General features: G+C 30.5%; 19 protein-coding genes. 10 read left to right on the top strand and 9 right to left on the bottom strand.

Annotation, left to right across the window (positions count from 1 at the left end; translation table 11 throughout):
* Positions 1-90: 90 nt before the first annotated feature.
* Both truD and ELQ06_RS01525 read right to left on the bottom strand, forming a co-directional pair.
* Positions 91-1,209 carry a tRNA pseudouridine(13) synthase TruD gene (gene truD, locus ELQ06_RS01530; RefSeq protein WP_052797928.1) on the bottom strand — a complete coding sequence of 373 codons (1,119 nt, stop codon included), beginning with the start codon at positions 1,207-1,209 and terminating at the stop codon, positions 91-93.
* Positions 1,178-1,999 (bottom strand): thiamine-phosphate kinase, encoded by an 822-nt coding sequence (locus ELQ06_RS01525; RefSeq protein WP_052797929.1) that lies wholly within the window; start codon positions 1,997-1,999, stop codon positions 1,178-1,180. Before ELQ06_RS01525 ends, truD begins: the two co-directional genes overlap by 32 nt.
* Positions 2,000-2,085: 86 nt before the next feature.
* Between ELQ06_RS01525 and ELQ06_RS01520 the strand changes: the two genes are divergently transcribed.
* The 10 genes from ELQ06_RS01520 to ELQ06_RS01475 all read left to right on the top strand — a co-directional run bounded on the left by ELQ06_RS01520 (position 2,086) and on the right by ELQ06_RS01475 (position 9,785).
* Positions 2,086-3,159: a DUF5644 domain-containing protein gene (locus ELQ06_RS01520; RefSeq protein ID WP_002880438.1), complete on the top strand. Its 1,074-nt coding sequence runs from the start codon at positions 2,086-2,088 to the stop codon at positions 3,157-3,159.
* Complete coding sequence (locus ELQ06_RS01515) at positions 3,156-3,539, top strand: hypothetical protein (RefSeq protein WP_052797930.1); 384 nt, start codon at positions 3,156-3,158, stop codon at positions 3,537-3,539. Before ELQ06_RS01520 ends, ELQ06_RS01515 begins: the two co-directional genes overlap by 4 nt.
* Positions 3,532-4,215, top strand: coding sequence for an RsmD family RNA methyltransferase (locus tag ELQ06_RS01510; protein WP_002867028.1), 684 nt, complete (start codon positions 3,532-3,534; stop codon positions 4,213-4,215). Before ELQ06_RS01515 ends, ELQ06_RS01510 begins: the two co-directional genes overlap by 8 nt.
* Positions 4,216-4,273: 58 nt before the next feature.
* Entirely contained in the window at positions 4,274-5,320 is a 1,047-nt protein-coding gene (locus ELQ06_RS01505) for a flagellar basal body P-ring protein FlgI (RefSeq protein WP_052797931.1), read from the top strand.
* A complete protein-coding gene (locus ELQ06_RS01500; RefSeq protein ID WP_002784057.1) occupies positions 5,320-5,661 on the top strand; it encodes a hypothetical protein in 342 nt (113 codons plus the stop codon). Before ELQ06_RS01505 ends, ELQ06_RS01500 begins: the two co-directional genes overlap by 1 nt.
* 62 nt (positions 5,662-5,723) lie before the next feature.
* Entirely contained in the window at positions 5,724-5,921 is a 198-nt protein-coding gene (flgM, locus tag ELQ06_RS01495; RefSeq protein WP_002779262.1) for a flagellar biosynthesis anti-sigma factor FlgM, read from the top strand.
* A gap of 44 nt (positions 5,922-5,965) precedes the next feature.
* Positions 5,966-6,400: a flagellar protein FlgN gene (locus ELQ06_RS01490; RefSeq protein WP_002826016.1), complete on the top strand. Its 435-nt coding sequence runs from the start codon at positions 5,966-5,968 to the stop codon at positions 6,398-6,400.
* 9 nt (positions 6,401-6,409) lie between these two features.
* A complete protein-coding gene (flgK, locus tag ELQ06_RS01485) occupies positions 6,410-8,236 on the top strand; it encodes a flagellar hook-associated protein FlgK (protein WP_002855300.1) in 1,827 nt (608 codons plus the stop codon).
* Between the two features lie 16 nt (positions 8,237-8,252).
* The gene (locus ELQ06_RS01480; RefSeq protein ID WP_052794191.1) at positions 8,253-9,017 is read left to right on the top strand and encodes a TIGR02757 family protein; all 765 of its coding nucleotides are present in this window, start codon (positions 8,253-8,255) and stop codon (positions 9,015-9,017) included.
* A gap of 3 nt (positions 9,018-9,020) precedes the next feature.
* Complete coding sequence (locus ELQ06_RS01475; RefSeq protein WP_002855821.1) at positions 9,021-9,785, top strand: TSUP family transporter; 765 nt, start codon at positions 9,021-9,023, stop codon at positions 9,783-9,785.
* Here ELQ06_RS01475 and ELQ06_RS01470 read toward each other — a convergent pair.
* From ELQ06_RS01470 to nifJ, 7 genes are read right to left on the bottom strand one after another with little or no spacing between them, the layout of a single operon-like run.
* Positions 9,778-10,959, bottom strand: coding sequence for a type II secretion system F family protein (locus ELQ06_RS01470; protein ID WP_052797932.1), 1,182 nt, complete (start codon positions 10,957-10,959; stop codon positions 9,778-9,780). The two genes, ELQ06_RS01475 and ELQ06_RS01470, sit on opposite strands and share 8 nt — an antisense overlap.
* On the bottom strand, positions 10,956-12,515 hold the full coding sequence (locus ELQ06_RS01465) for a GspE/PulE family protein (RefSeq protein WP_044260336.1): 1,560 nt from the start codon (positions 12,513-12,515) through the stop codon (positions 10,956-10,958). Before ELQ06_RS01465 ends, ELQ06_RS01470 begins: the two co-directional genes overlap by 4 nt.
* Positions 12,505-13,092 carry a membrane protein gene (locus ELQ06_RS01460; RefSeq protein ID WP_002851370.1) on the bottom strand — a complete coding sequence of 196 codons (588 nt, stop codon included), beginning with the start codon at positions 13,090-13,092 and terminating at the stop codon, positions 12,505-12,507. Before ELQ06_RS01460 ends, ELQ06_RS01465 begins: the two co-directional genes overlap by 11 nt.
* 3 nt (positions 13,093-13,095) lie before the next feature.
* The gene (locus ELQ06_RS01455; protein ID WP_002851464.1) at positions 13,096-13,704 is read right to left on the bottom strand and encodes an ATP-binding protein; all 609 of its coding nucleotides are present in this window, start codon (positions 13,702-13,704) and stop codon (positions 13,096-13,098) included.
* On the bottom strand, positions 13,697-15,109 hold the full coding sequence (gene mshL, locus ELQ06_RS01450; protein WP_044260333.1) for a pilus (MSHA type) biogenesis protein MshL: 1,413 nt from the start codon (positions 15,107-15,109) through the stop codon (positions 13,697-13,699). Before mshL ends, ELQ06_RS01455 begins: the two co-directional genes overlap by 8 nt.
* Complete coding sequence (locus ELQ06_RS01445; protein ID WP_002880445.1) at positions 15,087-15,398, bottom strand: hypothetical protein; 312 nt, start codon at positions 15,396-15,398, stop codon at positions 15,087-15,089. The genes mshL and ELQ06_RS01445 overlap by 23 nt, the downstream gene beginning before the upstream one ends.
* A gap of 23 nt (positions 15,399-15,421) precedes the next feature.
* Positions 15,422-18,982, bottom strand: a complete 3,561-nt coding sequence (gene nifJ / locus ELQ06_RS01440; protein ID WP_002880446.1) for a pyruvate:ferredoxin (flavodoxin) oxidoreductase — start codon at positions 18,980-18,982, stop codon at positions 15,422-15,424.
* Between the last annotated feature and the right edge of the window lie 72 nt (positions 18,983-19,054).

Here is a 19,054-nt window from a genome sequence, read left to right as displayed (position 1 = left end):
ATATAACTATACCTAAATTTAAAATTTAAATATCATTTTTGCAATAAATTCTAAAGTAAAAATCACGTAAAAATTTAACTCATAATTATTTCACTCAAACAAATTTTTATGCAAAATTTCTTCTAAAACCACAGTAGCATAAGAGCCTTTTTGCAAGAAAAACTCTATACAAAAATGAGCTTTTTCTTTATCATAACGCCATTTTAACTCTTCTAAATATCCCCACATAAAGCGTCTTGAACCTTGCATTTTAGCCTTAAACTCCAAAGCATCTTTAAAAATTTCATTTTCTAAATTTAAGGCCAAACCTTCTCCTGTTTCATAAGCCTTAGCACCGATTAAAAGCCCCATAGTGCTTATATCTCTTGCCTTAAAACGCTCAAGCTCAGCACTCAAATCCTCACATAAAAAACATTTTCCAAAAGGATAATGCCCTAAAACCTCACCTTTTAAAAGCTTAAAAAATTGTTCTTGTTTTTTAAGCTCCTTAGCTTCTTCTTTAGAAATTTTATAAATTTGGATCAATTCTTTTTCGCTAAAATCATTTGCAAAATGTGACAACTCCACTCTTTTACTCAAATAGCGATTAAAAAGCTCACTTTGAAAAGCTGAAATTAAAAACTCTTTCATTTTTACATTTTTCATCTTTTTACCACGCAAAATTTCAAGCCCTTCTTTATAATTATCCCCAAATTTTCCAAAACGCTGATAACCAAAATAATTCGCGAAACCTTGTTTATCCAAATTCATCAAAGCTTGTTCTAGTTTTAAAGCATCGCTTGGTAAAACTTTTTTTAAGCGTATGAAAAAAGTATTTCCTTTTAAATGCCCTATTCTTAGCTTGTTTTCATGGGTAAAAATTTCTAAAATTTTAAGTTTAGGATGAGAAAAATTTGACAAAAAACTCTCAAATTTTTTAGGCATAGAAAGGTATTGAAAGGTTGATCCTTGCTTATCTTTAAGCCCTGCATAACCAAAATCTCTTATTTTAACCCCGCTTGTTTCGCTTAAAATTTTTAAAGCTTCATTTGTGGTTAAATCTTTTTTATTGATATGTAAAATAAGATGTTCACCCTTACCGCTAAATTCATACAAAGGCCTTTCACGCACTACAAAATCATCGCTATTTTTACTAAAATACGCATTAATAGGACTGTGTTTTAAACTATACAAAGGCTTAAAAATGGTGTTCTCTTCCTCTAAATTCATATTTTCCTTTCACTGCTTTTCCAAAGATATTTAATTTCACGCCGTGTTTTTTGGCTATTGTTTTTATATTTTGACGCTCTTTTTCATCAAAAGCAAACAAAATTTCATATTCTTCTCCGCTATAAAGCGTATAATCATCAAGCTTTTTAAACCAAGAAATACCGCATTTATTTAAGGTTAAAAGTCTTGATAAATCCTTGCTTAAACCATCTGAAATATCCATAGCACAAGAAATTAAAGGTGCGACTTCATAAAAAAAACTAGCTCTTAATTTTGGCTTTATAAATACATGGTTTGGTTTTAAAGTGCCCCCATTTTGTAAAATTTCAAGCCCTTTTAAACTTCGTCCTAATTTTCCCGTATAAGCAAGTAAATGCCCCTTTTTTAAACCTTTTCTAAAAACAGCTTTATCGTTAATCTTTGAAATGATAGTAAGACTAATGTCTATTTTATCATTGCTTATAGTATCACCGCCTATGATTTTTATATTAAATTTCCTAGCTGTTTTTAAAAAACCTTTTTGCAAGGCTTTGATCTCATTTTCGCTTAAATTTTTTGGTAAAGCAAGTCCTAAAAGTGCGTATTTTGGTACAGCATTCATTGAAATAGCATCTGAGATATTAACAAGCATTGCTTTTGTAGCAATTTGCTCTAAGCTAAACCACTCTCTTTTAAAATGCACATTTTCAAAAAACAAATCCTTACTAAAACACCAATCATCAATAATAGCTCCATCATCGCCATTTTTTTCATTTAAAAAAGCTTTGATAATAAAATCTTCTTTGTTCATAATGCGTGATTTTATAAAATTTCCTTTTAAATTCTAGTGAATTTTAGAAAAATTTTATATAATATAAAAATATTTAAGGAAAAACCATGAAAAAATTAGAATTAAGAATTTTTAGATTTGATAAAACCAAGGATTATGAGGCTTATTATAAACCTTATATTTATGATAATTATGAAAATTTTGCAAGTTTTTATGATCTGCTTTTGCAAGTTCAAGATGATGATATTTATTTTGATTTTGATAAAGATGAAGATACTTACATAGTTGTAAATAAGCAAATCATACCACTTTTTACACCTTTAGAAAAAATAGCAAAAGAATTTGATTTTAGTCTTTGTATCGAACCTTTAAGCACAAAAAGAGCCATTAAAGATCTTATCATCGATAAAAATGATTTTTTAGACAAATACAAATATCTTGAAAAATTTGGTGATGAAGAGGATAAAAAACTTTATGCAAAATATGATTATTTATATTATGCAAGTGAAATTTTAGACTATCTTCCTGAATATATGGGCGATGGAGTGTTTTATTTGGCTTCAAAAATGATAGAAAAATATCCTGAAAAAAAGATAGAAATTTTAAAAACTCTAGCAGATAAAGAAAAGGGTATTTTTTATCATCTTGAAAGCAAAAATGAAATTTTAGAAACAACGATCAAAAACTTACAAAATGAAATTTTAAATTTAGGGCTTTTTGATAAAAATATTTTACACTTTGATTTACCTAAAACCAATGCTTTTGATAATGAGATCAAAGAACTTAAAGAAATTAAACATAATTTTAAAGATTTCAATATAGCTTTTTATGGTTTTAATGCTTGCGATACTTTAAAATCCAAACTTAAGGCTAAATTTATTTCCTATGAAAACAGTGTAAAAAATAATGGCTTTAGCTTGCTTAATCTAAATCCTACGCTAAGCTATAAAATAGCCGCAGATATTGTTTTGGACGCTTATGATAGCGGGGCGGATTTTATGGTAGTAAAAGAAGAAAAAGATTTTTATCTTTTTGATACTTGTGCTAAAAAACTTATGCAAACAAGTGGAAGGGAATTTGAAGACTTTTATATTTTGAGCCGTTTTGAGTTTTTAGCCCTTATCGAAGGCATACAAGCTCCATCATTAAAAAATCACACTTTAAAGGTTAGTTTGATATGAAAATCTCTTTAGAATGCAAAGATCTCATCATAGAAAAAACTTTAGAACTTTTTTTAAAAGATCATTTGGTAATGAAAAAAAATTGTGATTTCATCATTAGCGATGAAAAAATTCATACCGCAAAACCCTTATTTATCATCTCTAAAAACTCTCCATTTTTAAGCATACCATTTAGCAAAGAAGCCTTGTTTGAGTCTTTAAGTGAATTTGATAATGCCTTAAAAGCAGCAGCTTTGCAACTTGCACTTGAACAAAAAAGACTGCTTGAAGAAAAAATTGACGCTATTGCTTTGGAATTTAAAAAAGATTATGAAAATAAAATCGATCTTGCCATAAAAGATCTTAAAAACAAACTCGTAAAAGCACTTAATGATGAATGATGAATTTATAAGCGTTAAAGACTTTTTTAATCACAATGAAAAAAGAAAAAAATTTCTTCAAAAACAAGAAATTAAACCTCCTAAAGAAAAAACAAAAAAAACTAAAGAAACAAAGCTTTATACAAATATAGAAAGTGGTAAATACAAAGGGAAAAAACTACTTTTACCTAGTCTTACAACAACAAGAAGTACTAAAAGCATAGTCAAAAGTTGTGTTTTTAATGTAATAAGAGAAGATTTAAGAAGTAAAATTTTTATTGAAGCCTTTGGCGGAAGTGCTTTAATAGCGGCTGAAGCACTAAGTAATTATGCTTTAAAAGCTTATGCTATAGAACTTGATATAAAAGCTTATAAAATTGCTTTAGAAAATGCTAAAAATATAGATCCGAATTTAGAAGTGATCCATGCAAATACTTTTGAAATTTTACCTAAACTCATAGAAAATTCAAAAAATGAAATCATCTTATATCTTGACCCACCTTTTGATATCAGAGAAGGTTTTAGTGATATTTATGAAAAAATTTATCATTTTTTAGAAAATTTAGATTTAAAGACTTTAAATTTAATCATTTTTGAACACCACTCAACCATAAAAACTCCCGAAAAAATCCAAAATTTTCAAAAAGTCAAAGAAAAGAAATTTGGATCAACTAGCTTAAGTTTTTACTCTTCTTAACTCACTTGGAACACTTTTTGCTTGATCTATCATCAACAATAGATTAAAGGAAGAATCCATGAGAGTTTTAACGATATTTTTACTCTTTATGACAAGCATTTTTGCAGTGCAAATCAAGGATGTAGCAAATACTGTAGGTGTAAGAGATAACCAACTTATAGGTTATGGACTTGTTGTAGGGCTTAATGGAAGCGGCGATGGAACAAGCTCTAAATTTACACTACAATCTATCTCAAACCTTTTGCAAGGTATGAATATCAAAGTAGATCCTAATGATATCAAATCAAAAAATACCGCAGCTGTTATGGTTACAGCCAAACTTCCAGCCTTTGCAAAAAGCGGAGATAAACTTAATATTACCGTTTCATCTATGGGTGATGCAAAATCTTTACAAGGTGGAACACTTTTACTAACTGCACTTCGTGGGATTGATGGTGAAATTTATGCTATAGCACAAGGCTCTATCTCAACAGGAGGTTTAACACCTAGACCAGGAGGAGCAGGTTCTCACTCAACTGCTGCAACTGTAATGGGCGGAGCTAATGTAGAAAGAGAAATTCCACAAAATTTTAGCCAAAACAATGATCTAACCTTAAGTTTAAAAGTAGCGGATTTTAAAACCGCAAACGATATAGAAAGAGTTTTAAATACTGTCTTTGGCGAAGAAGTAGCTAAAGCCATCGACTCTCGCACAGTAAAACTCAAAAAACCTGAAGATCTTTCAAATGTTGATTTTATGGCAAGAGTTTTAGAACAAGATATAGCTTATAAACCACAAAGCAAAGTTATCATCGATGAAAGAACAGGAACAGTGATTGCTGGAGTTGATGTAGAGGTAGAACCTGTTTTAATCACTCATAAAGATATCACTATAAAAATAGATCCAAACAATAACGCAGTAGCTAATCAAAATGAAATCGATATGAAAGATGGTGGTTTTGTAGATCCAAGTTCAAATACCTTAAGAATCAACAATGCCAAAAGCACAGTTGCAAATATAGCTAGAATGCTTAACAAACTTGGAGCAACCCCAAATGACATTATCGCTATTATGGAAAATTTAAAGCGCGCAGGTGCAATTAACGCGGATTTGGAGATCATCTAATGAAAGTGGATAATTTTTTAAATACTTATAGTATGAATAGCGCTTTACTTGATCGTGCAGCCAAAGCAAGAAGTTTAGAATCAAGCATCAAAATAAATGACAATGATATAGTTACAAAGAGCAAAGAAGATGAAGCCTTAAAAGAACAAACGGATGCTTTTGAGGCATTTTTTTTAAAGCAAGTTTTAGATGTATCTTTAAAAAGTCAAAATTCACTCTTTGGAAAAGATGCCAGCGATGAAATATACTCTTCCATGTATAATGATACCATGAGTAAAGCTTTAAGTGGAGGTATGGGTTTTTCAAAATTATTATACGATTTTTTAAAAGAAAGGGGTTAAGTTTTTTAAATTTAGGTCGATATGGTTTGTAGAGGATTATAACTAAGATCAAGGAGGCAGAAATGATCAATCCTATACAACAAAGTTATGTGGCAAATACCGCATTAAATACAAATAGAATAGATAAAGAAACTAAAACAAACGATACTCAAAAAACGGAAAATGATAAAGCGAGTAAAATCGCAGAGCAGATTAAAAACGGTACTTATAAAATCGATACAAAAGCTACGGCTGCTGCGATTGCTGACTCTTTAATCTAAAAACTTTCATTCTCCTTTTTTTGAGAGAGAGAAAAGGAGAAAATATGCTTAAACAAAGACTTGATGAAGTAAATGCTATCTTAGCAAAACTTATTGCTTTAACCGAAGAAGATATAGAAAATATCAAAGTGGCTAAACATGAGAGTGTAACGCCAAGTGTAGAAGAAAAAAACAAACTTATCGCGGAATTTATTACAGCTAAAAAACAACTTGATGTTGCCTTAGTTGAGCTAAATAATAGCTCTACAAAAGGGCTTAGTGAACTCTTAGATGATGAAGATAAACAAAAACTAGATCTACTTAAAAAAAATCTTCAAAACCTTCATAGTAAAAACAAAGAGTATGCTAAATTTGTTCTTATTGTCAAAGATTTTCTTGATGGCTTAGTAAATAAAATGTTTAATATCAATGATGGAACAAATAATGCTTATGGAGATAAAAAGACAAATCCAGAGTCAATTTTCAAGATCAATGTATAAGGATTTATAATGGGTATTTTTGGAACATTATACACAGGTGTTACAGGCTTAAAGGCAAGCGAAGTTCAAATCGCAACAACTGGAAATAATATCTCAAATGCTAATGCAACTTTTTATACACGCCAAAGAGTGGTGCAAACTACAAATGGATATATTACAACAGGTGGAGTTCAAGTAGGTACAGGAACTGCTGTAGAAAGTATAGTGCGTTTGCATGATGAGTATTCTTACTATAAATTAAAAGGTGCATCTACTCAACTAGAATATACTAAATATATGGCTTCCACTTTACAAGAAATTGCGCAGCGTTTTCCCGACTTACAAAATACTGGAATTTTGCAAGATTTAGAAAATTATAACAAAGCTTGGAATGATTTTGCATCTAACCCCAACGAAAATGCCACAAAAATAGCCCTTGTAAAAGCTTCTCAGACCTTAACAGAAAGCGTTAATAACACTTTTGCAACCTTAGATAAAATCCAAAAAAAAGTAAATGATGATATTAAAAATACAGTTGATGAGATTAATAGAATTGGCGAAGAAATTGCTACTATAAATAAACAAATTTATGGACAAGAAGCCTTACCAACAGAACACGCAAATGAACTTAGGGATAGAAGAGATGAACTTGAGCTTACTCTTTCAAAGCTAGTTAGTGCAGTTGCAAGCAAAAATGAAATCAATCAAGACAATCGCCTTGATACAACCATCACTGATCCAGGACATCAATACAATCTAAGTATAGAAGGTTTTAGTATAGTAGATGGAATAAATTTTCATCCTTTAAAGCTTGATTATGATGATAAAAATAAATCTTATAGCATTTATTATGAAACTCCTGATGAAAAAGTTCGCGATCTTACTGCAAAAATTAGCGGTGGACAGCTTGGTGCTCAACTTGACTTACGCGGTAGAAACTATAGCAAAAGCGAAGGAAAATATGAAGATGGAATTATCCAAGGTTATATGGATTCTTTAGATACTTTTGCCAAGACCATGATCAATGAAACTAACAATCTTTATGCAAGTTCTGCGAAAAGTTCTGTTACTTCTGATTATCTATCTGGGCTTAAGGGAGATATTCCTTTAGTTAATTACGATAGAACCATACAACCAGGAAGTTTTGATATAGTCATTTATGATGATAAAGGCGATAAAAAACTCACCAAAACCATCACCATAGATGTAAATACAACCATGAATGATATCATGCGTCAAATCAATGCTAATACAGATGATAATGACAATAAAAATTCAAACGATGATGTTGATGATCATATCAATGCAAGTTTTAGCTACGATGCAAAAACTGGAGATGGTTTATTTCAAATCAATGCAAAATCAGGTTTTAAGGTAGCCATTGAAGATAAGGGCACAAATTTCGCAGGTGCGTTTAGCATAGGTGGTTTTTTCAGCGGAACTGATGCAAGTAATATGAAAGTAAAAGATTCCATCTTAAATGATCCAAGCACAGTAAGAGCAAGTTTAAGTGGGGTTGATAGTGGAAATGACATGGCAAATAAAATCATCCAACTTCAATATGAAAAAGTTAATTTTTATAATGAAGATGGCACTATCGATAATCTTACCATGGAAGAATATTACCGCAAACTTACAGGTAAAATAGCCTCAGATGGTGAAAATAACAATGTCGTCAATTCAAGCAATGAAACTCTTTATAATTCTGTTTATAGCGAGTACCAATCTAAAAGTGGCGTAAATACAAATGAAGAATTAGCCGCCCTTATACAATATCAATCAAGTTACGGTGCAGCAGCAAAAATCGTCTCTACCGTAGATCAAATGCTTGATACCTTACTAGGGCTTAAATCTTAAGCTCTAGTAATATCAAATGAAAAATTTTATCCATCTTAAAGCTAAGCTCGATTTTTTAGCCAGTCAAAAAAATACCAATCATTCCCTTTTTGAAACTCCAGATCCTTTGCAAATTGCTAAAATTCACAATGATGAATTTATTGCCTTAATTTGTGCTTTATTTGCCTATGGAAATGCTAAAAATATAGTAAATTTTCTAAAGAAACTTGATTTTTCTTTATTAAACCTTCAAGAAAAACAAATAAAAAAAGAACTTAAAAATTTAAAATACCGCTTCCAAAATGAAAAAGATATACAAGAAATTTTTATCACTCTTTCAAGGCTGAAAAATGAAAGTTCACTCTACGAACTTTTTTATCAAGCCTATCAAGAAAGAGAAAATACCACAGATGCCATCTTAGCTTTTATGCAAAAAATCAAAACCTTAAATTCATATTCAAGTTATGGATATGAATTTTTCTTTGGAAAAATTTGGCAAAACACCCCTACTTCACCTCTTAAACGCTATAATATGTATCTAAGATGGATGGTTAGAAAAGATGAACTTGATCTTGGACTTTTTACCAAAATTCACACCAAAGATCTTTTAATCCCACTTGATACACATGCACATAAAATTTCCTTGGCTTTAGGACTTCTAAAGCGTAAAATATATGATTATAAAAGTGTTTTAGAACTCACACAAAATTTAAAAAAATTAGATGCAAATGATCCCATAAAATATGACTTTGCACTCTATCGTTTAGGACAAAGTAAGGAAATTGACAAATTTAAGGAGTGAAGAATGGGTTTTGAGCACTTAAATACGATTTATTATTTCATACTTTTTTTTGTAGCTCTTTTTGCTGGTTTTATAGATTCTATTGTAGGTGGAGGAGGGCTTATTACTCTACCAGCACTCATAGCCTGTGGAATTCCTGCGCATTTATCCTTAGCAACAAACAAACTCCAAAGCGTCTTTGGTTCTTTTACAGCTACTTTAACTTATTTTAAATCCACCACTCTACCTCATCTTGCTTGGGGTGTTTTTTTCACAGCCTTAGGAGCAGCTATAGGAAGTTATAGTGTTCTTTTTGTAAAAGATGAGCAATTAAAGCTTATTATCTTAATCTTTTTAACTCTTACCTTCTTATATACAGCCTTACGTCCCAACTTAGGCAAACACGAAAGCGAACCTAAAATAAAAAATATCAAAATTTTTCATTTAATTTGTGGCTTAACTTTAGGATTTTATGATGGATTTTTAGGGCCTGGAACGGGTTCATTTTGGATTTTTGCTTGTGTGATGCTACTAGGTTTTAATATGAGAAAAGCGAGCATTAATACTAAAATTTTAAATTTCACAAGCAACATCATTGCTCTTGCTATATTTTTATGGCAATATGAACTTTTATGGGCTGTAGGTTTGCTTATGGGTGTAGGACAAGTTTTAGGAGCTTATTTAGGCTCAAAACTTGTATTAAAAACTAATGGAAAGTTTATAAAAACTTTATTTTTAATCGTTGTAGGAGCTACTATTATTAAAGTAGCTTGGGATTATTTTAGTTAAAATTGACCCCTGAGCTAAGCTCCCACATAGGTAAAAATATACCTAAAGCCAAAAACAAAACTAAAAGCGCTACAAATAAAGTCATCATAGGCTCTAAAAAAATCAAAAATCTATCCATCAAATTTTCGCTTTTTTGTTGATAATATTTGGTAATTTCTTCACTTAATACTTCAAGTCTCCCACTTTTCATCGCAACACTAAGCATAGAAAACACCAAAGAATCAAAAATATCAATCTTTTTAAAAACCTGACTTAACTCAAGACCAGAATCTATAAAACTAAAAAGTTTTTTATACTGAAAAATTAAAAATTTATTTTCAAGCCCTATAATAGCTAAATCAAAAGCTTTAGATATTGAAATTCCATTTTTTAAAAGCAAAGAAAAAACCATAAAAAAATAATAATTTTGATTATAAATAATCAAACGAGAAATCAAAGGTACTTTTAAAAATAAAAAATCGCAAGAAAAAGCAAAAGAATGAAAATTTTTATAAGCTAAAATAAGCATAACAATAAAAATAACAAACAAAAATATGCAAAAAATTCCATAGTCATCTAAAAAATTATAAATTTCTAACATTACATGCGTGATAAAAGGCAAACTCGCGCCTAAATTTTCAAATAAATCTTTAAAATTAGGCACTACAAAAAGCATTAAAAACAAAAATGCTCCGATAATACTTAAAAAAACCAAAGTAGGATATCTAAAAGCCTTTTTTAATTGTTTTTGACTCTCTAAGCTTTTTTCTCGAAGTTTAGAAATTTGACTAAACACTTCACTGATTTTTCCTGTCTTTTCAGCCGTTTTAATCAAAGCTAACTCCGCACGATTTAATCCAAAATTAGCATTTTCAAAAGCTTGATTTAGATTTTGGGCTAAAATTAAATTGTCTAATATTTTTTTCATAATCTTGCAAGAATGCATAAGATATAATTCTCTAATCGCTTCTTGAACACTTAATCCAACTTCACACAACAAAGCTAGCTCTTTAAAAAAGAGTATAAAATTTTCATCCTTTAATCTCTGAAAATTAGATTTTTGAATTTCTTTTATATCAATGATTTTCCAATTCTTTGATAAGGCTTTTGCTTGTGCTGTATTTAAATTTTCAGCTTTTATAGTTTTTGTATAATTTTGATTGTTTTTAAGAAATTCTACTTCATAAAATTTCATCTTACAACCCTTAAAAGCTCATCTATACTTGTAAGACCTTCTTTGGCTTTTTTTAAACCTTGTTCAAACATAGTTTGAAAGCCATATTTTTTTGCAAGCTCCATTAAAATCGTTTTATCTTGATTTTCCCTAATTGCACAAGCTAAATCTTCATTGATCTCTAAGCACTCAGCGATTAATTCTCTGCCAAAAAATCCACTATGATGACAACGCTCACATCCTTTTGGTTCAAAAAATTCACCTTCAAATTCAATATAATGTTTTTTGCTTTTTTGCTTACACCAAGGACAAAGTTTTCTAACCAAACGCTGTGCTATAACAAGACTCAAAGCCGATGCTATCAAGTAACTTTTTGCTTGCATATCCAAAAGCCTATCAATGGTACTAAGAGCATCATTAGTATGCAAGGTGCTTAAAAGCAAATGACCTGTTAAAGAAGCTTTAAGTGCAATATCTAAACTTTCTTCATCGCGAATTTCTCCTATCATGATAATATCAGGATCTTGCCTTAAAATTGCTCTTAAAACACTATTAAACTCGACTCCAACTTTTGAATTAAGCAAAATTTGCTGCACTAAAGGAATTTTATATTCTATAGGATCTTCTGCGGAGATAATCTTTTTTTCAATACTTTTCAATTCATTTAAACACGCGTATAAAGTTGTGCTTTTACCACTACCTGTAGGACCGGTTAATAAAATCATTCCATTGGGACGATGTAAAATCTTTTTTAAAATTTCTAAATTTTTATCTCCAAGATTTAGTTTATGCAAATCCAAAATTTCTTTATCATGTTTTAAAATTCTTATAACAACACTTTCGCCATAAATCAAAGGCAAACATGAAACACGAAAATCATATCTTTCATTTTCAAAATCTAATTCAAAACTTCCATCTTGCGTTTTTCTTGATTCAGCTAAATTCAAACAAGCTAAAAATTTGACATGAAAAACCAAAGCTTCATAAATATCCTTCTCAAAAATAGCAAATTCACGCAAAATTCCATCAACCCTAAACCTAATCAAAGCATCATCATTCCTTGCTTCTATATGAATATCACTCGCATGAAAAGATAAAATTTCATGTAATAAAAAATCAAAAATTTGACTGATGCAACTTTGATCATCTCTTTTGTGATTTTCTTGCCATTCAAGTCTAAGCTTAATGCTTAATCTTTTAATCTCCTCTTGAATGCGAATTTGATTTAAAATTTTAGCTATCTTTAATTCATCGGCAATTGCAGTGTCGATTTTTTCACAAATCATAAAAGTCTTAACTTGCTCTAAAAGCTCTAAAGAACAAGGTTTGGATCTAATAATCATAAAGCCATCATTGTTTTTAATAAGCAGAAATTTAAATTTTAAAAGTAAAGAAAAAGGTATACCTTCATAAATAAAATCATTATCTTCATCTAAATCAACAAAATGTAAATTACAAAAATTTGCTAATTTGTTAAAAAAATCCCAAGAAGTGATATTAAATTTAGTGCAAATTTCATCAAGACTTATTTCATTATCAATATAAGCTTGAAAAATTTTATCCATTCTACTTTCCATCTAATTCCATTAAACCATAATAATTTATATAAGCATCTAAAGCACTTTGAGCTTCTTTTTCTTCGCCTAAAGCTCTTTTAGCCTGAGCAAAAATCAGCCAAGAATCTTGTTTTTGCTTGTCAAGTTCATTGGCTTTTAAAGCCCAAAATATTGTCTTTTGATAAGCTTTAATATCAAAATACTTCTTAGCTAAATTTAATGCCTTTTCATAGCTTGGATTTTGATAAAAAGATTTTTTTAAATCAGAAATATTTAAAATTTTAGAATCAATTTCTATCTTGCTAATATGTGTATTTTCCTGCACCGCTTTAACTTCTTCTAGTTCTTTATATAACTTTTCCCTAGAAATCTTATTTTTTTCTTGTAAAATTTGCGCTTGAAGAATCTTTTGCTCCAAATGCTTTTTATGTTCAATAGCCTGCAAATAAATATTTTTTTGCTTATTATATTTTTGCATTAGCACAAAAAAACAAAATGCTATTACTGATATTAGAATAATTAATAATAAATATTTTAAATATTTTTTAAGTAAAAAGTATTTATACCTAAGCTCAAGCTCTTTAATTCTTTCTTGCATATCTTACCTTAATAAGCCATTCTCTAAAGCACTAAGCTTTAAAATATACTCTTGACTTTTGTTTTTATCAAAAAAACTATTTATCTCATAAAAACTTTTTAAAGTTTTATCAATATATCTTAAATTTCCTTGAGAAATTTTTTGTAAAAACTTAAGACATTTATTTGAAAAATTCATTCCAAATTTCAATTTAATATAATCATCAAGTTCTAAAAGACTAATATTTTTCAATTTAAAACAAGCACTTAAACGACTTTTAAAATGCTCTTTTTTAAGTATATTTAACTTTTTATGAGAACTTAAAACAAAACTTATAGAATCACTATAAATCCTGATGCTTTCTAGCATTGCATAATCATACATTCCCACTTCATCAAGAATGATTAAACTCTGACCTTGTGAAATCAAAAACTCAATTTTTTCTTTTAAGAAACTCTGATCTTTAAAATTTTCATTAATAAAATCAACATTATATTTTTTTGCCAATCTTTGCAACAATACACTTTTACCACTACCACTTTTTCCCCATAAAAAAATAAAAGCTTTTTGGCTTTCTAAAATTTGATTGATTTGATGAAAAATTTCTTCTCTAAATGGAATAATTTTACTCATAATGCTTAAATCCTAGATCTTTAAGACTTGGAGCATTTACGCTATCTACTATACTTGGAGTGATAATAAAAACGATTTCGGTTGCTTTAGAATTTAAAACTTCTCCTTTAAACAAAGAACCTAGGATTGGAATTTTTGATAGAAAATTGATAGAATTTTTCTCATTAGATTTATCGTGAGAAATCAATCCACCTAAAATTAAAGTTTGATTATTCTCTACTTGCACAACGCTAGAAAGCTTTTTTTGTATGGTATCAGGAGCAATAGTTCTTGGTTCTTTTTGTCGTTTATTATCTTCTGGATACTTAAAATCACTTAAGCTTGGATTAATCCTAAGCATTATTTTTCCATCATCAGAAATTTCAGGCAAGATATTGAGTAAAATGCCTACAAAAATAGAATAATTATTATAACTTTCACTAACAGTAGTCCCATTTTCAGTACCTTTAGAACTTTCTTTAACTTGATAATTTATAGTATCGCCTACAGAAATAATGGCTTGTTGGTTATTTAAAGCCATAAGCTTTGGATTAGAAAGCACGCTAGTTTTTCCATTTTGAGAAAGAAAGTTAATAATAGAATCAAAATTTAAATTCGCCCTTAAACCCAAATTCTTAACAAAACCTTGCCCATTTTGAAACTGAATAAAAGAATTTTCATTATTTGCTTGTGAATTTAAACCTATATTAAAATTTTGCCAATTAATCCCACTAGAATGGCTTTCATTTAAACTCACAGCAAGTATGCTAACATCGATAATAACTTGTTTTTTAAGACGATTTTCTAGTTTTTGCAAATAATTTTTCACACTTTTTAACTGAGAATTTGTTCCAGTTACTATAATAAGACCTGCATTGGGATTTATAATGGGAGTTTTAGCCTCATAATCTTCATGAGAATTTTTTAATAATACAATAATCTCTTTTTCTATATTTTGCCAAAAATCAAATTTTTCCATACTTTTAATCATATTGTCTTCTGCATCATCAAAACTACCGCTATATTCACTTTGCCTTGGTTTAGCGTCTACAGACGCTTTAGTTATGCTTTGTCCTTCTCTGATAGAAGTGATATAACTTATCTTAAAAATCTTCGTATTAATGCCTGAAATTCTTAAAATTTTACCATCAAAATCATAGCTAAGATCATGCTCTTTGATAAAAAAATTAAAAATTTCGTCCAAACTCATTTGATGAATATTGACAGAGTTTTGCAATGTTTCTAATTTTTCTTTGGCAATTTTATCTTTAACAATAATACTGAAAGAACAATATTTTGCAAGCTCATCAAGACTTTCTTGTATGCTTAATTTTTCGTTAATACTGATATCAAAAAGACGCTTTTGACAATCTAAAGCATAAAGATAATGGCAACAAAGAATGTTAATTAATATTAATCTTATCATTTTTATTTATTTGGATTGCAATTTCTAAATTATCATATTGGAATTTAATCTCTTTAGTATTTATTTCATGTATTATAGCATCATCAATCATATCACCTTTTTTATACCATCGATCATAAATTTTTACTTTATCAAGCATAATTGCAGTAATTTTAATATGTCTTAATTTTTCAAAAGTAGGATTCACAAATGGGTTTTGAAGAGTATTAAAATCTATGCGATTTTCTTTATCTATAAGTTTAAAATACTCTTCAAAATTATCTTGTGCAAACAAAGTGCTAAAACACAATGTTGCACTAAAAATATATTTTATCAGCTTTCAACCTCATTGCTATAATCAGCCATAGCGATACGCTTAAGCTGTCTATAGCGACGTTGAGCGTCTTTTTTATTGCGTTCAAAAAGCTCAGCAGCGTGTTCAGGATTTGCTTTTTTAAGTGCATTATAACGCACTTCATTCATTAAAAATTGCTCATATAAATCCCAATCAGGCTCTTTTCCTGTTAGAGTTAAAGGATTTTTTCCTTGCTCTTCTAAACGAGGATCAAAGGTATAAAGTGGCCAATAACCACATTTTGTAGCAAGCTCACCTTGCTCTCCTGAGTAACCAAGCCCACCTTTAATACCATGAGCTATACAAGGAGAATAACAAATCACCAAAGATGGTCCATCATAGGCCTCAGCTGCAGTGATAGCTTTGATAAGATGAGTATAATTTGCCGTTGAATTTACTTGTGCTACAAAAATATAACCATAAGTCATAGCAATTTGACCTAGATCTTTTTTCTGTATAGGTTTGCCTGCTGCTGCAAACTGTGCCACAGCTCCTGTTCTAGAAGATTTTGAACTTTGACCGCCAGTATTAGAATAAACTTCTGTATCAAGTACTAAAATATTTACATTTTCTCCACTTGCTAAAACATGATCAAGTCCGCCATAGCCTATATCATAAGCCCAACCATCACCACCAAAAATCCAGTGAGATTTTTTACTTAAATACTGTTTAAGCTCTAATATATCTTGCACCGCTTTAATATTTTTATTTTGCTCTAAAATAGGGATCATTTTATCTTTAATTTCCACAGACATAGCACCATTGTCTTTATTTGCAATCCAATCTTTAAAAAGGGCTGATAAAGCATTTGGAACTTCTTGCATACTCTCATTCATGATATGTTCAATGCGGTGTCTTGTGTTTTCAGTTGCAATTTTCATACCCAAACCAAACTCGGCATTGTCTTCAAAAAGTGAATTTCCCCAAGCAGGACCATGTCCATTTTTCACACTTTTTCTATAAGGAGTTGATGGAGCTGAACCCCCATAAATAGAACTACAACCTGTAGCATTAGCCACAATCATTCTTTCACCGAACAATCTTGTAATTAAAGTAATATAAGGAGTTTCCCCACATCCAGGACATGCCCCATGGAATTCAAATAAAGGTTGGGCAAATTGTGCTCCTTTTGTGGTTTCTTTATTTAAAATATCATCTTTATAAGTAATTTCTTTAAATAAATAATCCGCATTTTCTTGCTCGCCAAAATCCATCTCTTCTTGAAGTGGTACCATAACCAAAGATTTTTCCTTAGTAGGACACTCATGAACACAAAGCTCACAGCCTGTACAATCAAGTGGAGAAACTTGGATTTTAAAGCTTAATTTTTCTCCTTTGGTTCCTTTAGCTTCTAAAGCATGATCTTTTACACCACGAGGTGCATTTGCCATTTCTTCATCATTGATCAAAAATGGCCTGATAACAGCATGCGGACAAACTGAAGCACATTGATTACATTGAATACAATTTGCCTCTATCCATCTTGGTACCATAACCCCAACACCGCGTTTTTCGTATTCGGTTGTGCCGTGTTCAAAACTTCCATCTTCATAACCTAAAAAGGCTGAAACAGGTAAATCATCACCCTTGGCTGCGTTCATAGGTTTTACGATTTTTTCAACAAATTCAGTACCTTTATAGGCATTGGTTTGTTCTTTTTCTTTAAGCTCTAAATTTTTCCAATTTGGATCCACTTCAACTTTTACAAGTCCATCAGCACCCACATCAATAGCTTTGTAATTCATTTCTACAATAGCATCGCCTTTTTTACTATAAGATTTATACGCGAGCTCTTTCATGTATTTTTGTGCGTCTTCATAAGGAATGATTTTTGCAAGTTTGAAAAAGGCTGATTGCATAATGGTATTTGTACGATTTCCCAAACCTATATCACGAGCTAGTTTGGTTGCATTGATGATATAAAAATTTACTTCTTTTTCGGCTAAAGTTTTCTTTACTGCATCTGGAAGTTGTCTTATGGTTTCTTCAGCATTCCAAATACTATTTAAAAGGAAAGTTCCTCCTTTACGAATTCCTGCTAAAACATCATAAATTTCCAAATAAGCCGCTACCGAACAAGCAATAAAATGCGGAGTTGAAACAAGATAAGTTGAACGGATAGGTTTTTTAGAAAATCTTAAATGGCTTCTTGTATAACCCCCTGATTTTTTAGAATCATAAGCAAAATAAGCTTGAGCGTAAAAATCCGTTTTATCCCCGATAATTTTAATCGAGTTTTTATTTGCACCCACAGTTCCATCAGCACCAAGTCCGTAAAATAAACATTCGATCGTACTTTCATCTCCAAGTGAAATTTTCTCTCCAGTACTCAGTGAAGTGTGAGTTACATCATCAACTATACCTACAGTAAAGCCATCTTTTGGATTATCAAGTTTAAGATTTTCAAATACTGCTATCATTTGAGCAGGATCAACATCCTTTGAAGAAAGTCCGTATCTTCCACCCACTATAACAGGAGCATTTTCTCTTCCATAGAAAGCTGATTTTACATCAATATAAAGCGGCTCCCCAAGACTTCCTGGTTCTTTGGTTCTATCTAAAACCGCGATTTTTTTCACTGATTTTGGCATAACATCAAAGAAATATTTTAAACTAAATGGACGATAAAGATAAACTTTTAAAATCCCTACCTTTTCACCCTTAGCATTAAGATAGTCCACTACCTCTTCAAGTGCTTGAGTTACAGAACCCATAGCAACAATCATACGCTCTGGCTCTTTGTGTCCATAATAAGTAAATGGTTTGTATTCTCTACCTGTAATTTTTGAAATTTCTTGCATATATTCATTAACAACATCAGGCAAAGCATCATAAAAACGATTGCTTACTTCTCTAGTTTGAAAATAAATATCATCATTTTGTGCTGTTCCACGTGTTTTTGGATTTTCTGGATTTAAAGCATTATTTCTAAATTCAAGCAAAGCTTCTCTATCTAATAATCTATCAAAATGCGCATAATCCATCACTTCAACTTTTTGAATTTCATGGCTTGTTCTAAAACCATCAAAAAAATGTAAAAATGGCACTCTTCCCTTAATTGCAGCTAAATGTGCTACACCAGCTAAGTCCATGGTTTCTTGCACAGAATGCGAACAAAGCATAGCAAAACCAATTTGTCTTGCCGCATAAATATCTTGATGATCGCCAAAGATAGACAAAGCTTGAGCAGCCAAAGAACGCGCTGCTACATGGATTACACAGGGGAGCAATTGACCTGCTATTTTATACATATTTGGAATTTTAAGGAGTAATCCTTGAGAAGCTGTATAAGTTGTAGTTAAAGCTCCAGCCTGTAAAGATCCATGCACACTACCTGCAGCACCTGCTTCACTTTGCATTTCTACGATTTTTACAGGAACTCCAAAAAGATTTTTTTTACCTGCAGCTGCCCACATATCGGTGTAATCAGCCATAGGAGAACTAGGTGTAATAGGATAAATTCCAGCAACTTCAGTAAAAGCATACGCAGCATATGCAGCAGCCTCATTTCCGTCCATAGTTTTCATAATTTTACCCATTGAGACCTTCCTTTATATTGATAATTTTTATAATTTTTTAGCTATCAATTTACTATAAATTCTCTTAAAAGG

The sequence above is a fragment of the Campylobacter sp. CH246 genome, assembly GCF_004378835.1.
GTDB classification, from domain to species: domain Bacteria; phylum Campylobacterota; class Campylobacteria; order Campylobacterales; family Campylobacteraceae; genus Campylobacter_D; species Campylobacter_D jejuni.
This window is presented reverse-complemented; position numbering and strand designations above follow the sequence as displayed.